Source organism: Pseudomonas sp. GW821-FHT03E01, from assembly GCF_059420765.1.
In genome coordinates, this window is the sequence record NZ_JBWKUI010000009.1 from 16,721 (window position 1) to 41,829 (window position 25,109).

Genomic DNA, 25,109 nt, shown 5'->3' on the forward strand with positions numbered 1-25,109 from the left:
CGCTGAATGTCCGGTGATCCGGTGGCGCGATCCTAGCAAGGAGCCTTATTCATTAAAAATACTTAAAATGAATTTTTATATTCCATAAATGAATTTACATGAACGAGCCTCATCGCAACCGCCCATACCCCAGCGCTTCGGCGTCCCGCTGATAATCGAGAATAATCTGATAGTCGCTCTCGCTGGCGGGCAACACTTCTTGCAGGCCCAACGTCTCGGCGACCTCGGGCAGTTCCTTCAATGTCTGGTTCATCACCTGTCGAAGCTGTTCAGCCTGCACATCAGTGGTGTCAGCCGCCGCGATGTACGGCAACGTCGGACTGAACGCGGTGCGCGCCAATACTCTCAAGCCAGCGACTTCTGCCTGGGCGTGCTGCGCCAGATAGGTGAAGGTCACGCTGTCGATGGCGGCCAGGTCCGCCAGGTCGTCACGCAGCCAGCGCAGGCTTTCGCGGTGGCTGCCGCTGATGGCGACACGGGCAAAAAACTGCCCGTCGCGGTGCAACGGCGCCAGTCGGTGACGCAACAGGTTCATGCCACTGTTGGAGTCTTCGCCGTTGATCACGCCGCGACTGCCGCGCAAGGCCGACAAGGTTCTTCGAGGATCATCGGCGCGAGTCAGCAACAGGCTGCAATGGTTGCCGCCGCTGCTGTCCGGCAGTTCATAACGAGGACGACCAATGACCCGGACGCGACCGCGCAAGGCTGTCATCAACGGGTAACCACAGGTTTGGGTCAGCAGCAGGTGCGGGGATAGCCAAAGGTCCATCAGCGACAGTTCTTCGGCATCAAGGCGGGTGCTGCCGAGCTGTTCGAGTATCTGCGACAGCCAACGCTCGTTGGCTTGGTGGATCGGCTCGGGAGCGACGTACATCAGTAATTCAGCAAGGTGTTGTGTCATCGAATATTTCTTCACCAGTGAAAATCAATGAAACGGATGCCGCGGACTGTCAATCGCCCTCACCCCGTGCCAACGCACCCACTGGCCATAACCCCGCACCAGAAACCCGCCACTGCGCGCCAGCCATTGATCGCGATGCGCGCGGTACACCCGTGGCAAGTCGTACCAGGGCAACCCCGGCAAGTCATGGTGCACCAGGTGCAGATTGAGATTCAGGAACAGCCAGCGCCACGGCCACCCTGCTTCATTGATGACGGTGCGTTGCTCCGGTTGTGTATGCGGACGGTGTTCATAGTAGGAGCGAATCATTGCAATCGACAGCGCCGGCACGCTGATCAGCAACAGGTAATACCAAACCGGCAGCACGCTGTAGCGCGCGATGAACGCCAGCATCAGCAGCGTCAGCGCACCATGGCTCAGCCACATCAACCAGGCTTGGCGCTCACCCGTTTTCAGCCGTTGCAGCTCCTCCCGCGCCAGCGCCAGCAAGGCCAGTGGCGCACCGAGGGCCAAGCGCCCCAGCACGGTTTTGTTCAGCCAGTGCAGGCCCTGTTCGAACAGCGAACTGCGCTGCCACTGTTCAGCGCTCAGGTAACGGCTTTCCGGGTCGCTACCTGGGATGGTCAGGTCTTCGTCGCGGTGATGCAGCAAATGGCTGTCGCGGTACAAGGTGTAGGGATACCAGACCGCAAACGGCGCATAACCGAGGACTTTATTCAGCATTGGCCAACGGGTGGGATGGCCGTGCAGCAATTCGTGCTGCACCGACAACCACAACACCAGCAGTGGAATCAGCAACAACGTGCTCCACCAGAGCCCCAACCGGGCACTGCCCAGCACAATACTGAACCAGCCGACGTAAACGCCGATCAGCAACAGCCAAGTCGGCCACTCGGTGCGAGCGGTGAAACGTTGGCGCAGGGTTTCGATTTCTTCACGATGGGCAGCGTCAAAGTAATGGGGCATGGCTTTGCTCAGAACGGGAACCAATCCCCCTCTGTGCAACGGCGCCGGGATTTCTTGCAGATTGTTTGGTTATTTCGATAGACGCAAAAAACAGGAGCCCGAGGACTCGGGCTCCATGGACGCGGGATCAGTGGCCGAACACATTCACCTTCTTGGCTTTCTTGTCCGCGCGTTTTTCAATTGCGGTTTTCGCCGGTTTTTTCTTCGCGGCTTTCTTTGATTCCATACCTTTGGACATGATGCGTACTCCACTAACAGGGGATGTGAGATCAGGTATACACCTATCCCGGCGCGCGTGTTCTTTTATAATCTGTGCCCTGCCCACCGACTGTCCGAGCCCATGCCCAACACCCAGTACACCTTGCTCGACGAGCCATTATGGCCGTTGATGAACAAGTTTTACCGCGCCCACCAATCGTCGATGAAAGCGGTGCGAGACGCTCAATTGTGGGTCGCAAGACGTGAAGAGATCATCGCGGCGCTGTGTTTGCGGCCGGTGGCCGGCGGGCATTGGCTGACCGGGCTGTTTGTCGACCCGAGCTGTCGCGAACAAGGAATCGCCGCGACGTTGATCGCCCACGCCGTCAAGCACCTTGAAGAGCCGGTCTGGCTGTTCTGCCATCCGGATTTGCGTGGCTTTTATGAGCGTCGTGGTTTTACCTTCGACCCGCCCCTGCCCTACGCCCTGGCCGAACGGTTGAGCCGTTATGCGCGCAGCAAACCGATGATTGCCATGGGTTTGCAACCAGGTTCGGCATGAACAGCGATCCTTTAGCGATTCAATCGTCCGCCGCAGGATCAAGGTCCGGGAACATCACTTCGGTAAACCCGAACTTGCTGAAGTCTGTGATGCGCGAGGGGTATAACCGGCCGATCAGGTGATCGCATTCATGCTGCACCACCCGTGCATGAAATCCCGAGGCAATGCGCACGATCGGCTCGCCCTTGGGATCAAAGCCTTCATAGCGAATCTGCTGATAGCGATCCACCGCCCCACGCAGGCCCGGCACCGACAGGCAGCCTTCGAAACCCTCTTCGAGGGTCGGGCTCAAGGGCGTGATCAGCGGATTGATCAGAATTGTCTGCGGCACCGCTTCGGCGTCCGGATAGCGCTCGCTGTGCTCGAAACCGAAGATCACCAGTTGCAGGTCGACACCGATCTGCGGCGCGGCCAGGCCGACCCCGCCGACGCTTTCCATGGTCTGGAACATGTCATCGATCAGTTGCCACAATTCGGGGCTGTCGAACATTTCCGCCGGCACCGGCGGAGCGATGCGCAGCAGGCGTTCATCGCCCATTTTCAGAATTTCACGGATCATTTTATGACTTCGTCAGTGGTCGGCTGGATTGAGTGATCTCGCCCCAGTCCTGAGACATGCTGTTTGGGTTCTTCGTGCACCTTTTCACCGGGTTTCTTGCCTTCGGATGACATGTGCTCGATCACCGCGTTCATTTCCGCACCGAGCAGCAGCACCGCGGCGGAAATATAGAAGTACAGCAACAACACGATGATCGCGCCGATACTGCCATACATGGCGTTGTAGTTGGCGAAGGTTTTGACGTACAGACCGAAGCCCAGCGAAGCGACGATCCAGACCACCACGGACAACACCGCACCCGGGGTGATGAAGCGAAACTCTTGTTTGACGTCGGGCATGACGTAGTAAATCAGCGCCACTGCCATCATCAATAGAATCACGATCACCGGCCAGCGCGCGATGGTCCAGACGGTCACAATGAAATCTTCAAGGCCCACTTGCGAAGCGATCCAGGCCATCACCTGCGGCCCGAGCACCATCAGCGCAGCGGCGGCCAGCAGCATGCCGGCAATGCCGATGGTGTAGAAAATCGACAGCGGAAAACGCTTCCACACCGGACGGCCTTCAACCACGTCGTACGCGGCGTTCATCGCACTCATCATCAGCCGCACACCAGCGGACGCGGTCCACAGGGCGATCACAATACCCACCGAGAGCAAACCACCCTTGGATTGCTGGAGCTGGTCGATCACCGGGTTCACCTGCTCCAGCGCCTGGGGCGGCAGCACCAGTTCCGATTGCAGGCGCAGCCAGGAGAAGAAGTCCGGCAAGTGCAGGAAGCCGATCAGGGCAATCAGGAACAGGATGAAAGGGAACAGCGAGAACAGCATCTGATAGGCGAGCGCCGAGGCATAGGTCGACATCTCGTCGGCGACGAACTCGGTGACCGTGCGCATCATCACGCGATGCAGGGGCAGACCTTTCATGGTCGGGAAAAACATTAGCGTCTCGCCGCAAAAAAGTTGAAGTCATGGCGACTCAGGGGCCGTTTTCTACAACAAAGTAGCCTACTTGGCGACTTTGAAACAATTTCCTTGCTCAAGTTCAAGCTGACACAAAAACGGCCATCCGCGGATGGCCGTTTGTGTTACTCGTCAAAGGCCGGGTTACGCCTTGTCGATACCTTTTTTAAGAGCATCCTTGACCTTACCGATCGCTTGCTGGGCTTCGCCTTTCTGTTCCTGCCTGACGCCTTCGGCGCGCATTTTGTCATTACCGGTGGCCTTGCCGACGCCTTGCTTGACGTTGCCGACCGCTTCGTTTGCCATGCCTTTAACTTTATCGCCAGTGCTGCTCATGGTATGTCTCCTGAGAACATTTCAACGGGGAAAGTCGTTACATAAGGGTGGACCGAAAGCCTTTGCGCAGAGTTTCATTTATTTCCCAACAGAACATTTCATCGCCCCAGGCAGGTTAGGCTTTATGTTTGCAGGCTTTGCCCCGAGAATGCGCAACGTATTCAGGCCATGGCGCTGAAGATCCAATCCCGTAGGAACGTTATGAAACTCGATAAAAAGCAGGCCATTGCCCGCAGAAACCAGGAACTTGGCGGTGCCGTGCTTGGCGTCAACAACTGCCATTTCACCGAATTGAACCGTAACCGCAACATTTTCTGGTTCGATATTCCGGTCGCGCGGCTGGCCATTGGTCAGTACGAATGGATTCACTTGCTGATGCACACCCCGGACACCGACGAACTGCTGCACCTGAAAGTGCCGACGGTGTTCCTGCGCGAGAAGCTGGAAGGCCTGGTGGTGCGCAACCAGGGTAAACGCAAGGCTGCATTGAGCCTGGAACTGAGCGCCGACAAGGACTCGTACCTGCAGGACATGCGTCCGGCGGGCACCAACGTCAATTTCGCGCAGTTCCGCCAGTAATCCTCTCAAGCCATCAAAGAGTCCCCTGTGGCGAGGGAGCTTGCTCCCGCTGGGGTGCGTAGCGCCCCTAAATCAGGTACCTCGATTCACCTGATCAGGCCGCTGGCTGCTTTTGCGACTGCTGCGCAGCCGAGCGGGAGCAAGCTCCCTCGCCACAAAAGCGCTTTTGATACCGCTTTAAACAAAAAGCCCCGCATCTGCGGGGCTTTTTGTTTAATCAGGCGCTGACTTTCTTCACGCCCAGCTTTTTCAGCTCTTCGTCGCGCAACTCGCGGCGCAGGATCTTGCCGACGTTGGTAGTTGGCAGCGCGTCGCGGAACTCCACGGCTTTGGGCACCTTGTAGCCGGTGACGTTGGCGCGCATGTGCTCCATCACCTGTTCCTTGGTCAGGGTCACGCCCGGTTTGGCAACGATGAAGATCTTGATCGCCTCCCCCGACTTCTCGTCCGGCACGCCGATGGCCGCGCATTGCAGCACGCCCGGCAGGGTCGCCAGCACATCTTCCAGTTCGTTGGGGTACACGTTGAAACCGGAGACCAGGATCATGTCTTTCTTGCGATCGACAATGCGCATGTAGCCATCGGGCTGAATCAGTGCGATATCACCGGTCTTCAACCAGCCTTCGCTGTCGAGTATTTCATCGGTGGCTTCCTGACGCTGCCAGTAGCCCTTCATGACTTGCGGACCTTTCACACACAGTTCACCGATGCCGCCCAACGGCTGCTCAACGCCGGCATCGTCGATGACTTTGCACCGGGTCGACGGCACCGGAATACCGATGGTGCCGATCTGGATGTTCTGGCTCGGGTTCACCGTAGCCACCGGGCTGGTTTCGGTCATGCCGTAACCTTCGCAGATCGGGCAGCCGGTGACCGCTTTCCAACGTTCAGCCGCGGCCAGCTGCAAGGCCATGCCGCCGGACAAGGTGATTTTCAGGTTCGAGAAATCCAGCTTGCGGAACGCTTCGTTGTTGCACAACGCGACGAACAATGTGTTCAAGCCGACGAAACCGCTGAACTTCCACTTCGACAGTTCCTTGACCATCGCCGGCAAGTCGCGCGGGTTACTGATCAGGATGTTGTGGTTGCCGATCAGCATCATCGCCATGCAATGAAAGGTGAAGGCATAGATGTGGTACAGCGGCAGCGGCGTGATCAGGATCTCGCAACCTTCGTTGAGGTTGGAGCCCATCAGCGCCTTGCACTGCAGCATGTTCGCCACCAGGTTGCGGTGGGTCAGCATCGCGCCCTTGGCCACGCCGGTGGTGCCGCCGGTGTATTGCAGCACCGCCACGTCGCTGCTGGCCGGGTTGGCTTCAACCACTGGCTGGCCATGGCCTTTGCTCAACACATCGTTGAATTTGATGGCCTTGGGCAAGTGATACGCCGGGACCATCTTCTTCACGTACTTGATGACGCTGTTGATCAGCAGACGCTTGAGCGGCGGCAGCAGGTCGGCCACTTCAGTGACGATCACGTGCTTGACGCCGGTTTTCGGCACGACGGTCTGTGCCAGATGCGCCATGTTGGCCAGGCAGACCAGGGCTTTGGCACCGGAGTCGTTGAATTGGTGTTCCATTTCCCGCGCGGTGTACAGCGGGTTGGTGTTGACCACGATCAGCCCGGCGCGGATGGCACCGAAGACGGCGACCGGGTACTGCAACACGTTGGGCAATTGCACGGCGATTCGATCGCCCGGCTGCAAATCGGTATGCTGTTGCAGGTAAGCGGCAAAGGCACCGGACAATTCGTACAGCTCACCGTAGGTGATTGTCTTGCCTAGGTTGCTGAATGCCGGTTTGTCAGCGAAGCGTTGGCAGGATTGCTTCAACACTGCCTGAATATTCGGGTACTCGTCTGGATTGATCTCGGCAGCAATTCCAGCTGGGTACTTATCCTTCCAAAAGTCTTCGATCATGGAAGCCCACTCCTCAGCAACGCGAATTCAACACCGCATTTGATGCGATTATTATTGGTGTTTGTCTATTGGTGAATCTGGCTTTACATAGGCCGAGAAGTCACAAAGCGCGCCGAGAGTAGCAGCTTTGCCAAGGGCCGACTAGAGCCTAAATAGCCCCCTACAGTCACTTTAGTGACTCAAGAATGGCAAGCGGTCATTTTAGAGCAAAAATCCTATATCACCCTGAAAGCCGCTGAATTCGCGGCTTATAGCCTTAAAAGCTTCGCGGGCAAGCCTCGCTCCTACGGTTTTTTGTCGATCACCCGATAGGGCGACACAAATCCACTGTAGGAGCGAGGCTTGCCCGCGAATGCGCGTAGCGCAGCTTCAAACGTTATGCGATATCCCGCAACTCCCGCCGCAAAATCTTGCCCACCGGCGTCATCGGCAACGACTCACGCAACACGATGTGCTTGGGCACTTTGTACGCCGTGAAGTTTTCCTTGCAGTAAGCCTTCAGCTCTTCAAGGCTGACCCCCGACTCACGGGCCACCACAAACAGTTTCACCGCCTCCCCCGAACGCTCGTCCGGCACGCCGATCACCGCACAGTTGGCGACTTTCGGGTGGGCCATCACCACGTCTTCGATCTCGTTCGGGTACACGTTGAAGCCCGAGACGATGATCATGTCTTTCTTACGATCGACAATACGCACGAAACCATCCGGGTCGATCACCCCGATGTCGCCCGACTTGAACCAGCCATCAGCATCCAGCACTTCGGCGGTGGCTTCGGGTTTCTGCCAGTAGCCCTTCATGATCTGCGGGCCCTTGATGCACAGTTCGCCACGTTCGCCCAGCGGCTGCTCGACGCCTTCGTCGTTGATCACTTTCAGGGTCGTGCCCGGCACCGGCAGGCCGACCGTGCCGATGCGCGATTTGTCGCCGTAAGGGTTGGTGCAGGCCACCGGCGAGGTTTCGGTCAGGCCGTAACCTTCGGTGATCCGGCAACCGGTGAGCTGTTCCCAGCGCTCGGCGGTGGCCTTGACCAGCGCCGTGCCGCCGGAGTTGGTGAGTTTGAGACTGGAGCAATCCAGGGTCTTGAAGTCGGGATGGTCCATCAGCGCGACGAACAGCGTGTTGAGCCCAAGCAGCGCCGAGAACCGCCAGTTCTTCAGCTCCTTGATGAAGCCCTTGATGTCCCGTGGGTTGGTGATCAGCACGTTGTGGTTGCCGGTCACCATCATGCACATGCAGTTCGCCGTGAAGGCATAGATGTGGTACAGCGGCAGCGGCGCAATCATCACTTCCTGGCCTTCGCGCAGCAGCGGCTGACCGTCGGCACCCAACTGACTGAGGCATGCCCGCGCCTGCTGCATGTTCGCCACCAGGTTGCCGTGGGTCAGCATCGCACCCTTGGCCAGCCCGGTGGTGCCGCCGGTGTATTGCAACACGGCGATGTCGTCGAGACCGACGTTCAGCGGTTTGATGCCCAGGCCCCGGCCCAGACGTAGCGCGCTCTTGAAGGAGATGGCCCGGGGCAGTGAATAGTCCGGGACCATTTTCTTGACCTTGGCGACCACGGTATTGATCAGCCAGCCCTTGGCGGTGGGCATCAGGTCGCCCATCTTCGCTTCGATCAGGTATTGGATGTCAGTGTCGGGCAACACTTCCTGGACCTTCTGTCCAAACACGTTCAGGTACACCAGAGCCCGGGCACCGGAGTCCTTGAACTGATGACGCATCTCCCGCGCGGTGTACAGCGGGTTGGTGTTGACCACGATCAGCCCGGCACGCAGGGCGCCAAACACGGCAATCGGGTAATGCAGGACGTTGGGCATCTGCACCGCGATGCGATCCCCCGGCACCAGGTCGGTGTGGGCTTGCAGGTAACCGGCGAACGCAGCGCTGTAACGTTCCAGTTCAGCGTAGGTCAGGGTCACGCCCATGTTGCTGAATGCCGGGCGGTCAGCAAATTTCTTGCAGGAACGCTCGAACACCTCGATCACCGACTTATAGGCCCCAAGGTCGATATCCAGGGGCACGCCGGCCGGGCGTTTGTCATTCCAGAAATCAGGTTGCATTGTTCTTGTCCTCATTACCTGAATCTATCCGGGGCCGCTTTTTCTATCACTTCTGAAAAGCGGTGCTTCCCGGACACTAGCAGCTATGGTGAATCAGGCAAATATGCGCACAGTCCTCATTGATCCCGTGAATCTTGCTGCCCCGGCGCTGCCTGATCAGACGGCGCGCGCGGGATGCGCTATACAATGCAACGACGCCCATGCCGCATGCAGTCCCATGCAAAGGAATCGCCATGATCCATGACACTTTCTGGCTGACCGCGAGCGACCGCAGCCGCCTCTTCGTCAACCAGTGGCTGCCGACTGCACCGCTCAAAGCCGTGATCCTGCTGGCCCATGGCATGGCGGAACACAGCGGTCGCTACGCTCGCCTGGCAGAAAAGCTCTGCGAACAGGGCTACGGTGTTTACGCACCGGACCTGCGTGGACATGGCAAAACCGCTGAAAACGGCACCCTGGGCCACTTCGCCGACAGCGATGGCTGGGGCAAAGTGGTCGGTGACCTCGCCTGCCTCAACCAACATATCGGCCAACAGCATCCCGGCGTGCCAATCGTGCTGTTGGGCCACAGCATGGGCAGCTACATCGCCCAGGCTTACTTGCTGCACCACAGCGCCAGCCTGCACGGGGCGATTCTCAGCGGCTCGAACTTCCAGCCCGTGGCGCTCTATCGCGCAGCGCGGCAGATTGCTCGTCTCGAACGCCTGCGCCAGGGCCCCAAGGGTCGCAGTGCATTGATCGAATGGCTGTCGTTCGGCTCGTTCAACAAGAAGTTCAAGCCAGCTCGCACCTCGTTTGACTGGCTGAGCCGCGACCCGGCCGAGGTCGACAAGTACGCCAACGACCCGCTCTGCGGCTTTCGCTGCACCAATCAGCTATGGATCGATTTGCTCGGCGGCTTGCAGCAAATCAGCAAAGCGTCCAATCTCGCCCAGATCGATCCGGGCCTGCCGCTGCTGGTAATTGGCGGCGAATGTGATCCGGTGAGCGAAGGCAAACGTCTGAAAGATCTGGCCCACGCCCTGCGCGACGCTGGCTGCCAGAGCCTGCACTTGAATATTTACCCGCAGGCCCGGCACGAACTGTTCAATGAGAGCAATCGCGATGAAGTGACTGCCGACGTGCTGAACTGGATCGCCCAGGCCTTGAGCAACCGCCGGCCACCCAGAGCCGAATAGTTTTTTTGTGGATTCATTTAATTCGTCACAGGAATCGAGACAGATGACCCAGGTTACCAACACCCCTTACGAAGCCCTCGAAGTCGGCCAGACCGCCAGCTACAGCAAAACCGTCGAAGAACGTGACATTCAGTTGTTCGCCGCGATGTCCGGCGACCACAACCCGGTGCACCTGGACGCCGAATTCGCCGCTGCCTCCATGTTCAAGGAACGCATCGCCCACGGCATGTTCAGCGGCGCGTTGATCAGCGCGGCGGTGGCTTGCGAGCTGCCTGGGCCGGGGACTATTTATATCGGTCAGACAATGAGCTTTCAGAAGCCGGTGAAGATTGGCGACACGCTGACTGTGCGCCTGGAAATTCTCGAGAAAATGCCGAAGTTTCGTGTGCGGATCGCCACCCGAGTGTTCAATCAGCGTGATGAACTGGTAGTGGATGGCGAGGCGGAGATTCTGGCGCCGCGTAAACAGCAGACCGTGACATTGCCGACGTTGCCGGCGATCAGCATCGGCTGATTCATCACTCATCCGTGGCCTGGATGGGCTTCTGTGGCGAGGGAGCTTGCTCCCGTTCGGCTGCGCAGCAGTCGTAAAAGCTGCTCCGCGCCGGAACAGGTGAATCGAGGTGCCCGATTGGGGGCGCTGCGCACCCCAGCGGGAGCAAGCTCCCTCGCCACAAAAAGCCCCCCTCGCCACGGTGAATGCAGCGTTTCGTTCTCCTACAATCTCGAACACAAAAAAACGCCAGACTGGCTGGCGTTTTTGATGGGTAACGAACGCTTACGAGCGTGCGCGAGCCTGGTTACGCAGGGCTTTGACCTGATCGTGGTTGCGTTGCACGCCGTGGTACTGGCGTTCAACGGTGTCACGAATACTCACCAGGTTGTCCTCGTTGATTTTATCCAGCGCTTTCTTGTAAGCCTTCTTCGCGTGGTCTTCACCACGCTCCGCTTCGTTCAGCACTGCCTCTTCATCCTTGCCGGTGAACATCGACTTCACATCCACCCAGCGACGATGCAGATCACCGCTGACGCTGGTGGAGGTTTCCGGATCACCACCCAGGGAACGCACAGTGGCCTGCAGTTCGGCAGCGGCAGAGGCGCAGTCGGCGGAGCGCTGAATGAACAGGTTTTTGAGTTCGGGATTCTTGATGTCTTCAGCGCAAGTCTTGAACCCTTCCTGACCGTCTTTACAGGTTTCAATCAGGTCGTTGAGTACAGAGATCGCTTCTTTATTAATGTCGGTCATTTTTCAATTCCTTGCGGTTGATGAAAGATGCAATCAATCGTTGCACCCTGCATGCCAGCTTCGAATTGAAATTTTTTACCTATATTTCAATGAGTTAATCTTTAGTCGAAATCTGTATCCGCTTTTTTTGCATGATCTGTCAATTGGCCTGCATGCAGAATGCCTGTATTTTCCAGACTGTTCTAAATCAAGACGACTGATGATGAATCCCGAAAAGCTCGAACTGCTGATTACCCGCGAGATGCCCTTCGGCAAATACAAGGGCCGTATCATTGCCGACCTGCCCGGCCAGTACCTGAACTGGTTCGCTCGCGAAGGTTTCCCTCACGGGGAACTGGGCGGGTTGCTGGCCTTGATGCAGGAAATCGACCACAACGGCCTGTCGGAACTGCTCGAACCGCTGCGCGCCAAGCACGGCAAACCTGCCCCCCGTCACTGAACCGCCCTATCGCACCGAGTCGCCCATGCCCGATAACACCCGCCGTGCCCGTGATGAAGCCTTTTGGCAGACCTTTGCCGACCGCTATGCTGTCGAACCCGGCCCCCTGAACCTGGAGAACGGTTACTTCGGGCGCATGTCACGCACCGTGGTCGAGGAGTATCAGCGCAACATCGAGCTCATCAACCGCGGCAACTCGGTGCATGTGCGCCAGCGCTTCGAACAGGGCGAAAGCGTCAAGATTCGCGCGCAGCTGGCCGAGCTGATCGGTGCCCCGGCCGAAGCCGTCGCCTTCACCCGCAACGCCTCGGACGGCTTGCAGTCGCTGATCCGCAACTACAATCGCCTGGAACCGGGCGATCAGGTCCTGCTGTGCGATCTGGAGTACGACACGGTCAAGAGCGCAATGCGTTGGCTGGCCCGCTATCGAGGCGTGGAAGTGATCGAGATCGAGCACCGTCGCCCCGCCAGTTTCGACAGCTTGCTGGCCACGTACCGCGAAGCTTTCACACGTTATCCGCGACTGAAGTTGATGGCCCTGACCCACGTCACCCATCGCACCGGTCTGGTAATGCCGGTGCAGGCGATCGCCGCTGCCGCCAGGGAGCATGGCATCGATGTAATCCTCGACGGCGCCCATGCTCTGGGCCAGATCGAGTTCAACCTCGATGAACTGGGCATTGCCTTCGCCGGCTACAACCTGCACAAATGGATCGGTGCGCCGCTGACTCTCGGCTTCATTTACATCGCGCCCGAGCGCCTGGCCGACATCGACCCGGACATGGACGAGATGCATTTCCCTGACACCGACATTCGCGCCCGCACGCCATACAGCACCCCGAACATCCCGGCCCTGCTGACCCTGCCGCTGGTGTTCGAAGAGCATCAGGCCATGGGCGGTTCCGTCGCCAAGGGCGCTCGGCTCAATTACCTGCGCAACCGCTGGGTCGATGCCGTTCGGGAGTTACCGGGGATCGAAGTCCTGACCCCGGATGACCCGCGCCTGTATTGCGGCATCACCTCGATGCGCTTTACCCGGCATGCCGACCAACAGGCGATGGTCGAGCGCCTGCTCAACGACTACAACCTGTTTACCGTGGCGCGCAGCGGCGCGGCGTGTGGCCCGTGCATCCGCATCACACCGGGGCTCACGACCATGGCTGCGGACATGGATGTACTGGCCCGGGCGTTGAACGAATTGCGCTGACGTCACACAGTGTATTTATCAAAGTCCTCGGGCTTGATTTGCGATGACACCGCAAACGTGTCGACACCGATGGTCATGTGCCCAAAAAAGCCGTCCTCATTCGAGTCTCGACCGATGGTGTGAATATTCAGGGTCGAGGCCTCGCCGCCCATGCGCTGATAAAACATATCCTGCGCATTGGTCAGCGGTGAGACGGCTCGACCGCTGTACTCACGGGCGTTGAGCACCGACCTTGATGCGACCTCGGGAAAGTAAAGCTGGCCGACCCAGGCGACGTGCCGCTCTTCCAGATAGTTATTACCGGCGGTGATGCGTACCGCGACGTGAATATGCAAAGCGCGGCCGGCATAGAACCCCGGATAAATAGTGGTAAACCGCACGATGCCCATTTTGTCGGTGAATTGCCCACCACGCAGGTAGGTGTCGTCGTCGGTGCGCGGGATCGACCCGATATCATCCACATCGACTTCCTTGTCCGGGTTGACCTTGCTCCAGCCCGAATACGCCCCGCGCGCATTGCAATGCCAGATATCGACCAATGCCCCGGTAACCGGTTGACCGGTCATGGCATCGACGATCGTGAGCCGCAGCACCAAGGGAATGCCGTCCATGCCTTCGCTGACGTTTCGCCTGATCAGTTTTGGATTTCGAAAATACGGACCGGCGATCTGCTCGGGTGACAGTTGATAAACCGGTAGTGGGGGTGCAGCCGAGGTGTTGTCGTCCATGACGTTCTCTCTTCCATAAGATGAACGCAGATTAACGCTGGACGTGCGGCGAGATGCGGTAACTATGTATCGCGTGATGTCGATCCGTAGCAGCTGCCGAGCCTGCGAGGCTGCGTTCGGCTGCGCAGCAGTCGTAAAACCAGAGATTGCGGTATGTCAGGCAGACCGCGTCAGCCGGATTCACGACTGCTTCGCAGCCGAACGCAGCCTCGCAGGCTCGACAGCTGCTACAACGAGCGTTTCGACGGCCACAGGAGTTTTCACCAGGCAAAAAAAAACGGTGCACCGACCAAGCGCACCGTAAAGCCGTAGAACACACAACGAAGTGTTTGGTAAATCCGGTATATCCGGTAAATCAGATCAGTCCAGCAGCGCCAACGCCTCGGCGGTGCACTCCTGGATGCGGGCCCAGTCGCCGTTCTTGATCCACTCGGGGTCAAGCATCCAGCTACCGCCCACGCACATCACGTTCTTCAACGCCATGTAGCTCTTGATGTTGGCCGGGCTGACGCCGCCGGTCGGGCAGAATTTAACTTCCCCGAACGGGCCGCCCAGGGCCTTGATGGCCGCGACGCCGCCGCTGACTTCCGCCGGGAACAGCTTGAAGCGGCGATAACCCAGGCAATAGCCTTCCATGATGCCGGAGGCGTTGCTGATGCCCGGCAACAGCGGAATCGGGCTGGCGACACTGGCTTCGAGCAGGTCACGGGTGATGCCCGGCGTCACGATGAATTGTGAACCGGCGGCTTCGGCAGCGGCCAGCATGCTGCGATCAAGCACCGTACCGGCACCGGTCACCAGTTCCGGACGCTTTTCGCGCAGGATCTGGATGGCCTTGAGGCCGAACTGCGAACGCAGGGTCACTTCCAGCGCCGTGAGGCCACCGGCGGCCAGGGCGTCGGCCAACGGCAGCACGTCCTGTTCGCGAGCGATGGTGATCACCGGCAGGATCCGCGCCTTGGCGCAGAGGCTGTCGATCAGGGCAACTTTGTCCGCCATGGAAACGGTCGGGGATGTGTTTGTCATAGCGGCTGATCCTTGGTTCATGGGCACCAGTAAATCTCTAACGTAGGTTGCAGAAACGCCCGAATCGGCATGGCGGCGACATCGTCACCGGCCAGTGCGGCGCTCAGGGTGGTCAACTTGGACTGACCGGAAATCGATAGAACGGTGTGCCTGGCCGAAGCCAGCAGCGCGCGACTCATGGTCAGGCGCTGACGCGGCACGGTCGGCGCCAGCATCGGCCAGCAACGACGAGTGCCGTCGACTTTCAAGGCGTCGGCAAGGTTCGGGCTGTTGGGGAACAGTGATGCGGTGTGACCGTCGTCGCCCATGCCCAGCACCAGCACATCGATCGCCGGCAATTCGGCGAGCAAGCGATCAGCCTGCTCGGCGGCCTGCTCCAGGTTGGCGGTGGCACTGTAGAGGCTCAGGAACTGGGCCTTGGCCGCCGGACCTTGCAACAGGTAACGCTTGAGCAGACCGGCATTACTGTCGGCATGCTCCACCGGCACCCAGCGCTCGTCAGCCAGGCTGACCACCACCTTCGACCAGTCCAGCGCCTGCTTGGCCAGGTGCTGGAAAAATGCCACCGGGCTGCGCCCACCGGACACCACCAGCGTCGCTGTGCCTTGTGCGGCAATCGCGTCGCTCAGTTGTTTGGCCACTGCCAATGCCAGGCCTTCGGCCAGCAGCATCGGTTTTTTGAACTCATGGGCGCTGACGCCCTGAGGCAGTTTCAATTCAGATATCGCCATACCACGACCTCCCGTCCCGCGTGATCAGTGCAATGGAACTCATCGGCCCCCAGGACCCGGCCGCGTACGGCTTGGGCGCATCACCGGACTTTTTCCACCCGGCAATCAACTGGTCACACCACTTCCACGCGGCTTCGATTTCATCTTTACGGACAAACAGGTTCTGATTGCCACGCATCACTTCCAGCAACAACCGCTCGTAGGCATCGGGAATCCGTGCGCTGCGCCAGGTGTCGGAAAAATTCAGCTGCAACGGACCGCTGCGCAACTGCATGCCCTTGTCCAGGCCTTGTTCCTTGGTCATCACGCGCAAGGAAATGCCTTCGTCCGGTTGCAGGCGGATGATCAGTTTGTTGCTGATCTGCAAGCGCTGCTCGGGGGCGAAGATGTAGTGCGACGGTTCCTTGAAGTGGATGACGATCTGCGACAGCTTCTGCGGCATGCGCTTGCCGGTGCGCAGGTAAAACGGTACGCCGGCCCAACGCCAGTTGCGAATGTCGGCACGCAGGGCAACGAAGGTTTCGGTGTCGCTCTGGGTGTTGGAGTTAGGCTCCTCCAGATACCCCGGCACCGACTTGCCTTCGCTGTGACCGGCGATGTACTGGCCGCGCACCACTTGAGTGGTCAGGCCTTCCGGGCTGATCGGCGCCAGTGCCTTGAGCACTTTGACTTTCTCGTCGCGGATGCTGTCGGCGGACAAGTCCGCCGGCGGGTCCATGGCAATCAGGCACAGCAACTGCAGCAGGTGATTCTGGATCATGTCCCGCAGCTGGCCGGCCTTGTCGAAGTAACCCCAACGGCCTTCGATCCCGACCTGCTCGGCCACGGTGATTTCCACGTGGGAGATGTAATTCTGGTTCCACTGGGTTTCGAACAGGCTGTTGGCGAAACGCAGGGCGATCAGGTTTTGTACGGTCTCTTTGCCCAGGTAGTGGTCGATACGGTAGGTGCGGTTCTCCGGGAAGAACTGCGCCACGGCGTCGTTGACCTTACGCGAGGATTCCAGGTCCGAACCGATGGGTTTTTCCAGCACCACGCGGGTGTTTTCGGCCAGGCCAACCTTTGACAGGTTCTCGCAAATAGCACCGTAAACCGCCGCCGGCGTGGCGAAGTAGGCAATAACCCGCTGGGCACTGCCGGCCTGCTCGGCCAGGGCGACGTAATCGTCAGCCTTGAGGAAGTCGACATGCAGGTAACTCAACCGGGCCAGGAAGCGCTCGAGCACGGCTTCATCCAGCTCTTTGGCGCCCACGTAGCGACGCAACTCGGTGGCGATGAACGCCAGATGCTGCTGCTCGCTGCCAGGTTCACGGGCCAGTGCGATAATGCGCGTATCCTCATGAAGCAGGCCGGCGCCATCGAGTTGATAAAGGGCAGGAAACAGCTTGCGCAGGGCTAGATCGCCGAGAGCGCCGAACAAGGCAAAGGTGCACGGTTCAACCGTAATCGAAGGCATGATGTTTGTTCTTTTATCAAGTTAAGCTACAAATACCTTTTTTCAAGGCATCACTCAAGGGAAAATGTAGTAATAATCACAACATTTTCGCAAAATATAGATTCCGAGTGGTGGTCGGTCGGAGCCATCAGTAGGATAGGCCACCGTTATGGGCCGTATCAAAGGCCCAATTTGCATAGCCGAGCGCTTGTTTGCGCAGGTGAATTTAGGAACCCCATATGGACCGCGTGCGAAATTTACTGGAACAGATCCAGAGTCGCCTCGAAGACCTGAACAAGGCAGAACGCAAAGTCGCCGAAGTGATCCTGCTCAACCCACAGCAGGCGACCCGGTTCAGCATCGCCGCCCTCGCCCAGGCCGCGTCGGTCAGTGAGCCGACGGTCAACCGTTTCTGCCGCTCATTCGGTGTCAGCGGCTACCCTGAACTGAAACTGCAGCTGGCCCAGAGCCTGGCCAGCGGCGCGGCGTATGTCAGCCGTGCGGTGGAAGCCGACGACAACCCCGAGGCTTACACCCAGAAGATCTTCGGCAGCGCCATCGCGTCCCTGGACAGCGCCTGCCAGGCACTGGACCCGAACCTGATCAGCCGCGCCGTCGACCTGTTGATCCAGGCCCGGCAGATCCACTTCTTCGGCCTCGGCGCCTCGGCCCCGGTGGCACTGGATGCGCAGCACAAGTTCTTCCGCTTCAACCTGGCAGTGACCGCCCATGCCGATGTGCTGATGCAACGCATGATTGCCTCGGTGGCCCACACCGGTGAGTTATTCGTGATCATCTCCTACACCGGCCGTACCCGCGAACTGGTGGAAGTGGCACGCATCGCCCGGGAAAACGGCGCTTCGGTGCTGGGGCTGACGGCCGAAGGTTCGCCGCTGGCCAAAGCCAGTACCTTGAGCCTGAACATTCCGTTGCCGGAAGACACCGACATTTACATGCCGATGACCTCGCGGATCATTCAGCTGACCGTGCTCGATGTGCTCGCCACCGGCATGACCTTGCGCCGAGGCGTGGATTTCCAGCCGCATTTGCGCAAGATCAAGGAAAGCCTCAATGCCAGTCGGTATCCGATTGGGGATGAGTTTAATTAACCCACTGTGGCGAGGGGGCTTGTCGGAACGCCGCACCGCCACAAAGGTTGTGCGCATCGGCTACGCCCCAACCCGCGCCTGCAAACTCAGATGCGCCCGCTCCCCCGGCGCCAGGCACAGGCTGTCGGTGCCGCCGCTGGCCGCTTCCACACAGACGAACTCGGAAATCTCGTTCCAGCTCACGCCCAGTAATGGCCGCGAGCCGGGATGCCAGACCACCGTGTCCGCATGATCACCGGTGTCGATGCACAGTTCGCGCTGCCAGGCGTGGTCCTTGAGCTGCAGTTCGCCGTCATGCTGGAACACGCGCTGACACCCACCGTCGACCCGCAACTCGCCTTCCTGTTGGCAAGCCTGGCGGTTCAACTGGTCGTAACCTTGCGCTCCTTCGAGCCCAGACAGCGCTATCTCACCGACATCACCAATACGCCAATAGGCGTGCAACGCCTGACTCAACTGGCACGGCATGTCGTCCTGATGCTCGGTGCTCAGGTGCAAATCCATGCGTTCGCCCAGGTGCGCATGCAAGTCCACTTGCCAGTCGCACAGCTGTAACTGCCAGTGCAGGCGCACGCCATCGTCGTCACTGCCGCTGTCGAGCAGCTTCCAGTCGAGCAGGCGCGCCCAACCATGGGACGGCCAGGCGTTTTCGCTTGGGTGGCGGCCATACCACGGCCAGCACACCGGCACGCCGCCGCGAATCGCACCCACGTGCGGCCATTTCGCCGCGCACCACAACCAGGGTTTCTGACCCTTTGGCTGGAAGTGCAACAACTGCGCGCCCTGACGACTGAACACCGCCTGACACAGCGGATGGTCGATCACCAGCACGTCGCGCATCTGATAGCGCTCCCACGCAAACACCGGACGTTCGCGCAAGGATTTGAAGAAGCGTTGTAGCGGATGCTCAAGCATGTGCCACGGTCCTGAAAATCATCTGTCACCCGAGGGTGCGCCACCCCCAAAAAAAAGCGGACAGCCATGGCCGTCCGCAAATATGCGCACATAGAGAGGAGCTTATCGCAACAGCGTTAGAACACCGACTGAATTTTCAGGCCGGCGACCAGCGCGTTATCAACTTCATCCACACCACCCGGGTGAGTGATGTATTGCAAGTTAGGACGCACCGTCAGCCAGTTGGTAACGTGGAAACCGTAGTTGATCTCGTAGTTGTACTCGGTGCTGCGCAGTGGCGCGAACAGTGGATCGTTGTAGTCGGTGACACCATTGGCGGCGTTGACCAACTCGGAGTTTTTCTTCACGTCATCGTTGACATGGATACGGGAGAAACCGATCCCGACGTCGTCTTTTGGACGCGCATCGAACGGGCCCTTGTAAACAAACATCAGCGACTGGTAGTTGTCGACGAAGTTGGTGTCCTTGTCGTGGAAGGTGGCGTTGGCCGCGATGTTCAGACCGCGCGAAGCATCACCGTTATGGGTGGTCAGTTGTTGCTGCGCCACGAACCAGTAGCCGTGCTTGCTGTCATGGCTGCGATAGGCATTGCCGGTGGTCGCTGCATCATTGCCGTTGTCGTCTTTACGGACGTCATTGGCGTCGGCCGTGCTCTTGTAGTAACCGACACGGTATTCGCCCGGCAGGTTGTTGACCTTCGGCGACCAGACCAATTCAACCGGCAAGACGGTGCCCTTGGTGCCACTGCCGCTGAGCTTGAAACCGTTACCGTGCTCAAGTTGCGATGGGTTCTGGTTGTACGCGCCGATCTGCGCATAGAACTCAGGCGTGATGTTGTACTTCACGCGAACCGCTGCCTGCATGACCGGCCAGTTGTACCAGATACCGGTCGCCCAGTTACCCGCCTGGGAACCGCAGAATGCCAGGTTCTGGAACTCACAAGGGAAGGTGTTGAAGTCTTCGCCTTCGCCGAAGTAACCAGCCTTGACGTCCAGTTTCCCGTCGAGGAACTGGTGCTTGATCCACAGCTGGGTCAGACGGACCATGTGGCCACGGCCGTAGACTTCCTGGGAGGAGCTCAAGGTGCCGGCACGCGGGTCGCCGACACGGTCATTGGAGATGTTCTGACCGTTACGGTTGGTGAGCTGGATCTTGGCCTGGGTGTTATCCCAGCCCCACAATTTTTGCAGGTCCAGCGCCACGCCCAGACCAAACTGGTCGGCGTAACGAGCCGTCTTGTCGTCGTTGTAGCCGCCGTGCAGGTTGGCGCCCACTTCACCGACATAGTCGGCCTTGATGTCGATACCTTGCTCGATCAGCTTGGTCCGCTCGCCCCCCCAGTCCCCCGTCATCCACTGGGAATCGGCACTGAACGCGTCAGCCGCGTGTACGCTACCGGCCAGCATCATCGCCGCAACCGCTGACAATTGGCAGATCAGCTGAGCGTTGTTCTTCTTCTTCATCCCTACATCCTCGTTTTATTGTTATTAACTGTTTTTATCTAACGCGGTTTACATCGATTGCGACGGATGTCTCCATCCGCCACTAATCCCCCCTGTGAGAGCGGGCTTGCTCGCTCCCACATTTGATCTTCAGCGGCCTTTGAACTGGGCCACGTTGGCGCTGTGAGCTTCGGTTTTTGGCAGGCCGGCAACGCCCAGACGCTCACCGGTCTTGGCATCGAACAGCAGCACTTTCGATGGATCGAATTGCAGCGTCAGGGTCTCGCCCGGGGCTGGTGCGACGTCCGGTGCCAGACGGCAGCAGACCTTGGTGTCGTTGAGATTGACGAATACCAGGGTGTCGGGACCGGTCGGTTCGGTGACCTGCACTTCGGCGCGGATGGTCGGCAGGCCGTTGGCTTCGCCGTTCGCCAGCACGATCTGTTCCGGGCGCATGCCGAGGATCACTTCGCGGTCTTCGAGACCGGCGTCCTGCATGCCCAGCGGCAATTCGCAGCGCGCCTGACCGCTGTCGAGCAGCGCCAACAGACGGCCGTCCTTGCGCTGCAAACGCAGGGGGATGAAGTTCATCGGCGGCGAACCGATGAAGCTCGCCACGAACAGGTTGGCCGGGTTGTTGTAGATGTCTTTCGGCGTACCGAACTGCTGGATAATCCCGTCCTTCATCACCGCCACTTTGTCGCCCAGGGTCATCGCTTCGATCTGGTCGTGGGTCACGTAGACCGTGGTGGTTTTCAAGCGCTGGTGCATCAGTTTCATTTCTGTGCGCATCTCGACCCGCAGCTTGGCGTCGAGGTTGGACAGCGGTTCGTCGAACAGGTAGATCTTCGGCCGACGCGCCAACGCCCGGCCCATGGCCACGCGCTGTTGCTGACCACCGGAGAGCTGACCCGGCTTGCGGTTGAGCAGGTGTTCGATTTGCAACAGCTTGGCCACGCGAGCGACTTCCGCGTCGATGTCGGCGGCAGGCATCTTGCGTATCTTCAAACCGAACGCGATGTTTTCGCGCACGCTCATGGTCGGGTACAGCGCGTAGGACTGGAACACCATGGCGATGTCGCGGTCTTTGGGGCTCATGCCGCTGACGTCCTGGTCACCGATCATGATCGCGCCGCCGGTGATGGTCTCAAGGCCGGCGATGCAATTCATCAGGGTCGATTTACCGCAACCCGAAGGGCCCACAAGAATCAGGAATTCACCGTCCTTGATCGACAGCTCGATGTTCTTGAGGGTGTCCGGCAGGCCGGGGCCATAGGTTTTGTTTACATTGCGAAGTTCGAGCGTAGCCATGATTACCCCTTGACTGCGCCGGCCGTCAGCCCGCGCACGAAATACTTACCTGCGACCACATAGACCAGCAGGGTCGGCAGCCCGGCGATCATTGCCGCCGCCATATCAACGTTGTATTCCTTGGCCCCGGTACTGGTGTTGACCAAGTTGTTCAACGCCACCGTAATGGGTTGCGAGTCACCGCTGGAGAACACCACGCCGAACAGGAAGTCGTTCCAGATCTGGGTGAACTGCCAGATCAGGCAGACCATGATGATCGGGGTGGACATCGGCAAAATGATCAAGCGGAAGATGGTGAAGAACCCCGCGCCATCGAGCCGCGCTGCCTTCACCAGTGCATCGGGAACGCTGACGTAGTAGTTACGGAAAAACAGCGTGGTGAACGCCAGGCCGTAGACCACGTGCACGAACACCAGGCCTGTCGTCGTGCTGGCCAGGCCCATCTTGCCGAGGGTGAACGAGGCCGGCAGCAGGACCGTCTGGAATGGCAGGAAGCAACCGAACAGCAGCAGGCCGAAGAACAACTGCGAGCCGCGAAAGCGCCACATCGACAGCACATAGCCGTTCAACGCACCGATGGCCGTGGAGATCATTACCGCCGGAACGGTGATCTTGATCGAGTTCCAGAAGTACCCGTCAACCGTGCCCCAGGCCTTGATCCAGCCAATACCGCTGACCACGGTCGGCCAGCTCAGCAGGTTGCCGGAGTTGATGTCTTCCGGCGTCTTGAAACTGGTCAACAGCATGACCACCAGCGGTATCAGGTACAGCAATACCGCAAGGAGCAGCACGCCATAGATCGCGATGCGACTCAGGCTGATGGCAGGTTTGGCAGCGAAACTAGTCATGACGTTTGGCCCTCAGCTCGGAGTACAGGTAAGGCACGATGATCGCGAGAATCGCACCGAGCATCAGAATCGCACTGGCCGAGCCCATGCCCATCTGGCCGCGACTGAAGGTGAAGGAATACATGAACATCGCAGGCAGATCGGAGGAATAACCCGGGCCACCGGCGGTCATTGCCGCTACCAGGTCGAAACTCTTGATAGCGATGTGGGCCAGGATCATCACTGCGCTGAAGAACACCGGGCGCAGGCTCGGCAACACCACTTTCAGGTAAATGCGCGGCATGCTCGCGCCATCGATCTGGGCGGCACGGATGATCGATTGATCAACGCCACGCAGGCCGGCGAGGAACATCGCCATGATAAAGCCCGAGGCTTGCCATACCGCCGCGATCACCAGGCAGTACACAACGCGATCCGGATCGATCAGCCAGTCCAGGCGAAAGCCTTCCCAGCCCCAGTCACGCAGCAATTTGTCCAGGCCCATGCCCGGGTTGAGCAACCATTTCCAGGCAGTACCGGTGACGATCATCGAAAGCGCCATCGGGTACAGGTAAATGGTGCGAATGAAACCTTCGCGACGAATGCGCTGATCAAGAAACACCGCCAGCAACACACCGATCACCAGGGTGATACCGATGAACATGCCGCCGAAAAGCGCCAGGTTCTTGCTCGCTACCCACCAGCGATCGTTGTCGAACAGCCGCTGGTACTGCGCCAGACCCGCCCATTTGTAAGTCGGCAGGAAGGTCGAAGTGGTGAACGACAGGACGAAGGTCCACAGGATATAGCCATAGAACCCCACCAGAACAATGAACATGCTCGGCGCCAGCACCAGCTTGGGGAGCCAGCGCTGCAGCGCATCGAACGGCGAGGCCTTGCTGAACACAGCAACAGAACTCATGGGAAGATCCAGTACGAAGAGAGAGAGAATTCGGCCAGGTCCCCTGTAGGAGCCGGCTTGCTGGCGAAGGCGGTGTGTCAGTCGACATCTGCGTTGAATGACACATCGCTATCGCCAGCAAGCCGGCTCCTACAGGCCAAGCATTACTTGGCTGCTTTAATGGCAGTGCCGAGTTGCTTGGCGGCAGTGGCAGGATCGGCTTTCGGATCGTTGATGAAGTTGGTCACGACATCAAAGAAAGCACCCTGTACCGCCAGCGTGGTCGCCATGTTGTGCGCCATGCTCGGCTGCAAGCCACCGGTCTTGGCGTCCGCCAGGAAGTCTTTGGCAGCCGTCTGGGCGCAGGAGTCGAAACCGTACTTGCCCATGTCACTCAGCATGTCGTTTCGAACCGGGATCGAACCCTTGTTGATGCTGAAGACTTTCTGGAAGTTCTCACCCAGCACGATCTTGGCAATGTCCTGCTGAGCCGCAGCAGTGCCCTTGTCTTTCTGCTTGAACACGGCCAGCGAGTCGATGTTGTAGGTGAAGGCCTTGTCGGTGCCCGGGAAGGCTACGCACTCGTAATCCTTGCCAGCGACTTTCTTGGCCGCTGTCCACTCGCTCTTGGCCCAGTCACCCATGATCTGCATGCCGGCCTTGCCGTTGATGACCTTGGCCGCCTCCAGGTTCCAGTCCTGGCCTTTGCCGTCGGCGTCCATGTAGGTCGCGACTTTCTTCAGCTCGGTCAGCGCCTTGACCATGTCAGGACCGGTCAGCGCCGCGTTATCCAGATCGACCAGGGCTTTCTTGTAGCCATCGACGCCCATGACCGACAGGACCACCGCTTCGAACACGGTGCTGTCTTGCCAAGGCTGGCCACCGTGGGCAAGCGCGATGAAGCCCGCGGCCTTGAGCTTGTCACCGGCCGCGTAGAATTCCTGAAGGGTGGTTGGCGCTTTTTCGATGCCGGCTTTCTTGAAGACTTCCGGATTGATCCACAACCAGTTGACGCGGTGAATGTTCACCGGCACGGCCACATAGTTACCGTCGTACTTCACGGTATCGGAGACTTTCTTGTCGAGCAGGCTGTCCCACTTCTCAGCTTTGGCAGCGTCTTTCAAGACGTCGGTATCGAGCAGACCGGTAGACGCCCATTCCTGAATGTCCGGACCTTTGATCTGCGCTACACCCGGCGGGTTACCGGCCACGGCGCGGCTTTTGAGTACGGTCATGGCCGTGGCACCGCCACCGCCGGCGACTGCGCCGTCTTTCCAGGTGAAACCGTCTTTTTCGACTTGAGCCTTGAGCACATCGACAGCTGCTTTTTCACCACCAGACGTCCACCAGTGAACGACTTCCACCGAACCTTTGGAATCGGCGGCAAGGGCACTGAGCGGGAATGCAGCAACGGGAAGCAGTGAAGCGAGAGAAATGACAGTAGCGAGGCGAGAAATCGCATTCATCTAGTAGTACCTTTCTTGTTGTTATGCATGCAAGTCTGGTGCTTGCGCTGCATGGATTCTAAACAGGAGTCATACCTTCGCAGGTAACGAAGGGACGTTCGA

Annotated in this window: 25 protein-coding genes; 7 read left to right on the forward strand and 18 right to left on the reverse strand. The window is 58.9% G+C overall.

All coding sequences use genetic code 11. The features are described 5' to 3' along the window. Positions 1-109: 109 nt before the first annotated feature. Both AC07VO_RS16325 and AC07VO_RS16330 read right to left on the reverse strand, forming a co-directional pair. Positions 110-901 (reverse strand): phosphate/phosphite/phosphonate ABC transporter substrate-binding protein, encoded by a 792-nt coding sequence (locus AC07VO_RS16325; RefSeq protein WP_018926447.1) that lies wholly within the window; start codon positions 899-901, stop codon positions 110-112. 24 nt (positions 902-925) lie between these two features. Further along, the gene (locus AC07VO_RS16330) at positions 926-1,867 is read right to left on the reverse strand and encodes a fatty acid desaturase (protein ID WP_064616395.1); all 942 of its coding nucleotides are present in this window, start codon (positions 1,865-1,867) and stop codon (positions 926-928) included. A 340-nt stretch (positions 1,868-2,207) separates the two neighbouring features. Between AC07VO_RS16330 and AC07VO_RS16335 the strand changes: the two genes are divergently transcribed. Beyond that, positions 2,208-2,627 carry a GNAT family N-acetyltransferase gene (locus AC07VO_RS16335; protein ID WP_018926450.1) on the forward strand — a complete coding sequence of 140 codons (420 nt, stop codon included), beginning with the start codon at positions 2,208-2,210 and terminating at the stop codon, positions 2,625-2,627. A gap of 19 nt (positions 2,628-2,646) precedes the next feature. On the opposite strand, the gene def is transcribed toward AC07VO_RS16335, so the two are convergent. The 3 genes from def to AC07VO_RS16350 all read right to left on the reverse strand — a co-directional run bounded on the left by def (position 2,647) and on the right by AC07VO_RS16350 (position 4,484). Further along, positions 2,647-3,186 (reverse strand): peptide deformylase, encoded by a 540-nt coding sequence (def, locus tag AC07VO_RS16340; protein WP_018926451.1) that lies wholly within the window; start codon positions 3,184-3,186, stop codon positions 2,647-2,649. Next, a complete protein-coding gene (locus tag AC07VO_RS16345) occupies positions 3,183-4,127 on the reverse strand; it encodes a YihY/virulence factor BrkB family protein (RefSeq protein ID WP_018926452.1) in 945 nt (314 codons plus the stop codon). The genes def and AC07VO_RS16345 overlap by 4 nt, the downstream gene beginning before the upstream one ends. A 165-nt stretch (positions 4,128-4,292) precedes the next feature. Next, positions 4,293-4,484, reverse strand: a complete 192-nt coding sequence (locus AC07VO_RS16350) for a CsbD family protein (protein ID WP_018926453.1) — start codon at positions 4,482-4,484, stop codon at positions 4,293-4,295. Between the two features lie 201 nt (positions 4,485-4,685). Between AC07VO_RS16350 and AC07VO_RS16355 the strand changes: the two genes are divergently transcribed. Further along, complete coding sequence (locus AC07VO_RS16355) at positions 4,686-5,063, forward strand: hypothetical protein (protein WP_018926454.1); 378 nt, start codon at positions 4,686-4,688, stop codon at positions 5,061-5,063. Between the two features lie 217 nt (positions 5,064-5,280). On the opposite strand, the gene fadD1 is transcribed toward AC07VO_RS16355, so the two are convergent. Both fadD1 and fadD2 read right to left on the reverse strand, forming a co-directional pair. Next, on the reverse strand, positions 5,281-6,981 hold the full coding sequence (gene fadD1, locus AC07VO_RS16360) for a long-chain-fatty-acid--CoA ligase FadD1 (RefSeq protein WP_018926455.1): 1,701 nt from the start codon (positions 6,979-6,981) through the stop codon (positions 5,281-5,283). Between the two features lie 376 nt (positions 6,982-7,357). After that, a complete protein-coding gene (gene fadD2, locus AC07VO_RS16365; RefSeq protein ID WP_064616391.1) occupies positions 7,358-9,046 on the reverse strand; it encodes a long-chain-fatty-acid--CoA ligase FadD2 in 1,689 nt (562 codons plus the stop codon). 233 nt (positions 9,047-9,279) lie between these two features. Between fadD2 and AC07VO_RS16370 the strand changes: the two genes are divergently transcribed. After that, positions 9,280-10,224 (forward strand): alpha/beta hydrolase, encoded by a 945-nt coding sequence (locus AC07VO_RS16370; protein WP_018926457.1) that lies wholly within the window; start codon positions 9,280-9,282, stop codon positions 10,222-10,224. A gap of 43 nt (positions 10,225-10,267) precedes the next feature. Then, on the forward strand, positions 10,268-10,738 hold the full coding sequence (locus AC07VO_RS16375) for a MaoC family dehydratase (protein WP_018926458.1): 471 nt from the start codon (positions 10,268-10,270) through the stop codon (positions 10,736-10,738). A 264-nt stretch (positions 10,739-11,002) separates the two neighbouring features. On the opposite strand, the gene AC07VO_RS16380 is transcribed toward AC07VO_RS16375, so the two are convergent. Continuing rightward, entirely contained in the window at positions 11,003-11,470 is a 468-nt protein-coding gene (locus tag AC07VO_RS16380) for a ferritin-like domain-containing protein (RefSeq protein ID WP_018926459.1), read from the reverse strand. A 202-nt stretch (positions 11,471-11,672) separates the two neighbouring features. Between AC07VO_RS16380 and AC07VO_RS16385 the strand changes: the two genes are divergently transcribed. Beyond that, positions 11,673-11,909 carry a DUF3820 family protein gene (locus tag AC07VO_RS16385; protein ID WP_007949456.1) on the forward strand — a complete coding sequence of 79 codons (237 nt, stop codon included), beginning with the start codon at positions 11,673-11,675 and terminating at the stop codon, positions 11,907-11,909. 25 nt (positions 11,910-11,934) lie between these two features. Beyond that, positions 11,935-13,116, forward strand: a complete 1,182-nt coding sequence (locus AC07VO_RS16390) for an aminotransferase class V-fold PLP-dependent enzyme (RefSeq protein WP_018926460.1) — start codon at positions 11,935-11,937, stop codon at positions 13,114-13,116. A 2-nt stretch (positions 13,117-13,118) separates the two neighbouring features. On the opposite strand, the gene AC07VO_RS16395 is transcribed toward AC07VO_RS16390, so the two are convergent. The 4 genes from AC07VO_RS16395 to zwf all read right to left on the reverse strand — a co-directional run bounded on the left by AC07VO_RS16395 (position 13,119) and on the right by zwf (position 17,057). After that, positions 13,119-13,844 (reverse strand): intradiol ring-cleavage dioxygenase, encoded by a 726-nt coding sequence (locus AC07VO_RS16395; RefSeq protein WP_495007612.1) that lies wholly within the window; start codon positions 13,842-13,844, stop codon positions 13,119-13,121. A 360-nt stretch (positions 13,845-14,204) separates the two neighbouring features. After that, positions 14,205-14,870 carry a bifunctional 4-hydroxy-2-oxoglutarate aldolase/2-dehydro-3-deoxy-phosphogluconate aldolase gene (locus tag AC07VO_RS16400; RefSeq protein ID WP_018926462.1) on the reverse strand — a complete coding sequence of 222 codons (666 nt, stop codon included), beginning with the start codon at positions 14,868-14,870 and terminating at the stop codon, positions 14,205-14,207. Positions 14,871-14,887: 17 nt separating this feature from the next. Next, a complete protein-coding gene (pgl, locus tag AC07VO_RS16405) occupies positions 14,888-15,601 on the reverse strand; it encodes a 6-phosphogluconolactonase (protein WP_018926463.1) in 714 nt (237 codons plus the stop codon). Next, on the reverse strand, positions 15,588-17,057 hold the full coding sequence (gene zwf, locus AC07VO_RS16410; RefSeq protein WP_019581460.1) for a glucose-6-phosphate dehydrogenase: 1,470 nt from the start codon (positions 17,055-17,057) through the stop codon (positions 15,588-15,590). The genes pgl and zwf overlap by 14 nt, the downstream gene beginning before the upstream one ends. Before the next feature lie 227 nt (positions 17,058-17,284). Here zwf and AC07VO_RS16415 point away from each other — a divergent pair, with 227 nt between their 5' ends. Continuing rightward, positions 17,285-18,145 (forward strand): MurR/RpiR family transcriptional regulator, encoded by an 861-nt coding sequence (locus tag AC07VO_RS16415; RefSeq protein ID WP_172901244.1) that lies wholly within the window; start codon positions 17,285-17,287, stop codon positions 18,143-18,145. Between the two features lie 60 nt (positions 18,146-18,205). Here the strand turns inward: AC07VO_RS16415 and AC07VO_RS16420 are convergent, their stop codons facing one another. The 6 genes from AC07VO_RS16420 to AC07VO_RS16445 all read right to left on the reverse strand — a co-directional run bounded on the left by AC07VO_RS16420 (position 18,206) and on the right by AC07VO_RS16445 (position 25,007). After that, on the reverse strand, positions 18,206-19,060 hold the full coding sequence (locus tag AC07VO_RS16420; protein ID WP_495007613.1) for a D-hexose-6-phosphate mutarotase: 855 nt from the start codon (positions 19,058-19,060) through the stop codon (positions 18,206-18,208). A gap of 116 nt (positions 19,061-19,176) precedes the next feature. After that, positions 19,177-20,523, reverse strand: a complete 1,347-nt coding sequence (locus tag AC07VO_RS16425; RefSeq protein WP_018926467.1) for a carbohydrate porin — start codon at positions 20,521-20,523, stop codon at positions 19,177-19,179. A 129-nt stretch (positions 20,524-20,652) separates the two neighbouring features. Beyond that, on the reverse strand, positions 20,653-21,813 hold the full coding sequence (locus tag AC07VO_RS16430; RefSeq protein ID WP_018926468.1) for an ABC transporter ATP-binding protein: 1,161 nt from the start codon (positions 21,811-21,813) through the stop codon (positions 20,653-20,655). 2 nt (positions 21,814-21,815) lie between these two features. Beyond that, entirely contained in the window at positions 21,816-22,661 is an 846-nt protein-coding gene (locus AC07VO_RS16435) for a carbohydrate ABC transporter permease (protein ID WP_019581464.1), read from the reverse strand. After that, positions 22,654-23,562, reverse strand: coding sequence for a carbohydrate ABC transporter permease (locus tag AC07VO_RS16440; RefSeq protein ID WP_018926470.1), 909 nt, complete (start codon positions 23,560-23,562; stop codon positions 22,654-22,656). The genes AC07VO_RS16435 and AC07VO_RS16440 overlap by 8 nt, the downstream gene beginning before the upstream one ends. Before the next feature lie 143 nt (positions 23,563-23,705). Next, positions 23,706-25,007, reverse strand: coding sequence for an ABC transporter substrate-binding protein (locus AC07VO_RS16445; protein WP_064616384.1), 1,302 nt, complete (start codon positions 25,005-25,007; stop codon positions 23,706-23,708). Between the last annotated feature and the right edge of the window lie 102 nt (positions 25,008-25,109).

Excerpts from the sequence above, each read along its gene's own strand:
- AC07VO_RS16325 (WP_018926447.1), bottom strand. The coding sequence starts at position 901 with ATGACACAACACCTTGCTGAATTACTGATGTACGTCGCTCCCGAGCCG.
- AC07VO_RS16330 (WP_064616395.1), bottom strand. The coding sequence starts at position 1,867 with ATGCCCCATTACTTTGACGCTGCCCATCGTGAAGAAATCGAAACCCTG.
- AC07VO_RS16335 (WP_018926450.1), top strand. The coding sequence starts at position 2,208 with ATGCCCAACACCCAGTACACCTTGCTCGACGAGCCATTATGGCCGTTG.
- def (WP_018926451.1), bottom strand. The coding sequence starts at position 3,186 with ATGATCCGTGAAATTCTGAAAATGGGCGATGAACGCCTGCTGCGCATC.
- AC07VO_RS16345 (WP_018926452.1), bottom strand. The coding sequence starts at position 4,127 with ATGTTTTTCCCGACCATGAAAGGTCTGCCCCTGCATCGCGTGATGATG.
- AC07VO_RS16350 (WP_018926453.1), bottom strand. The coding sequence starts at position 4,484 with ATGAGCAGCACTGGCGATAAAGTTAAAGGCATGGCAAACGAAGCGGTC.
- AC07VO_RS16355 (WP_018926454.1), top strand. The coding sequence starts at position 4,686 with ATGAAACTCGATAAAAAGCAGGCCATTGCCCGCAGAAACCAGGAACTT.
- fadD1 (WP_018926455.1), bottom strand. The coding sequence starts at position 6,981 with ATGATCGAAGACTTTTGGAAGGATAAGTACCCAGCTGGAATTGCTGCC.
- fadD2 (WP_064616391.1), bottom strand. The coding sequence starts at position 9,046 with ATGCAACCTGATTTCTGGAATGACAAACGCCCGGCCGGCGTGCCCCTG.
- AC07VO_RS16370 (WP_018926457.1), top strand. The coding sequence starts at position 9,280 with ATGATCCATGACACTTTCTGGCTGACCGCGAGCGACCGCAGCCGCCTC.
- AC07VO_RS16375 (WP_018926458.1), top strand. The coding sequence starts at position 10,268 with ATGACCCAGGTTACCAACACCCCTTACGAAGCCCTCGAAGTCGGCCAG.
- AC07VO_RS16380 (WP_018926459.1), bottom strand. The coding sequence starts at position 11,470 with ATGACCGACATTAATAAAGAAGCGATCTCTGTACTCAACGACCTGATT.
- AC07VO_RS16385 (WP_007949456.1), top strand. The coding sequence starts at position 11,673 with ATGAATCCCGAAAAGCTCGAACTGCTGATTACCCGCGAGATGCCCTTC.
- AC07VO_RS16390 (WP_018926460.1), top strand. The coding sequence starts at position 11,935 with ATGCCCGATAACACCCGCCGTGCCCGTGATGAAGCCTTTTGGCAGACC.
- AC07VO_RS16395 (WP_495007612.1), bottom strand. The coding sequence starts at position 13,844 with ATGGACGACAACACCTCGGCTGCACCCCCACTACCGGTTTATCAACTG.
- AC07VO_RS16400 (WP_018926462.1), bottom strand. The coding sequence starts at position 14,870 with ATGACAAACACATCCCCGACCGTTTCCATGGCGGACAAAGTTGCCCTG.
- pgl (WP_018926463.1), bottom strand. The coding sequence starts at position 15,601 with ATGGCGATATCTGAATTGAAACTGCCTCAGGGCGTCAGCGCCCATGAG.
- zwf (WP_019581460.1), bottom strand. The coding sequence starts at position 17,057 with ATGCCTTCGATTACGGTTGAACCGTGCACCTTTGCCTTGTTCGGCGCT.
- AC07VO_RS16420 (WP_495007613.1), bottom strand. The coding sequence starts at position 19,060 with ATGCTTGAGCATCCGCTACAACGCTTCTTCAAATCCTTGCGCGAACGT.
- AC07VO_RS16425 (WP_018926467.1), bottom strand. The coding sequence starts at position 20,523 with ATGAAGAAGAAGAACAACGCTCAGCTGATCTGCCAATTGTCAGCGGTT.
- AC07VO_RS16430 (WP_018926468.1), bottom strand. The coding sequence starts at position 21,813 with ATGGCTACGCTCGAACTTCGCAATGTAAACAAAACCTATGGCCCCGGC.
- AC07VO_RS16435 (WP_019581464.1), bottom strand. The coding sequence starts at position 22,661 with ATGACTAGTTTCGCTGCCAAACCTGCCATCAGCCTGAGTCGCATCGCG.
- AC07VO_RS16440 (WP_018926470.1), bottom strand. The coding sequence starts at position 23,562 with ATGAGTTCTGTTGCTGTGTTCAGCAAGGCCTCGCCGTTCGATGCGCTG.
- AC07VO_RS16445 (WP_064616384.1), bottom strand. The coding sequence starts at position 25,007 with ATGAATGCGATTTCTCGCCTCGCTACTGTCATTTCTCTCGCTTCACTG.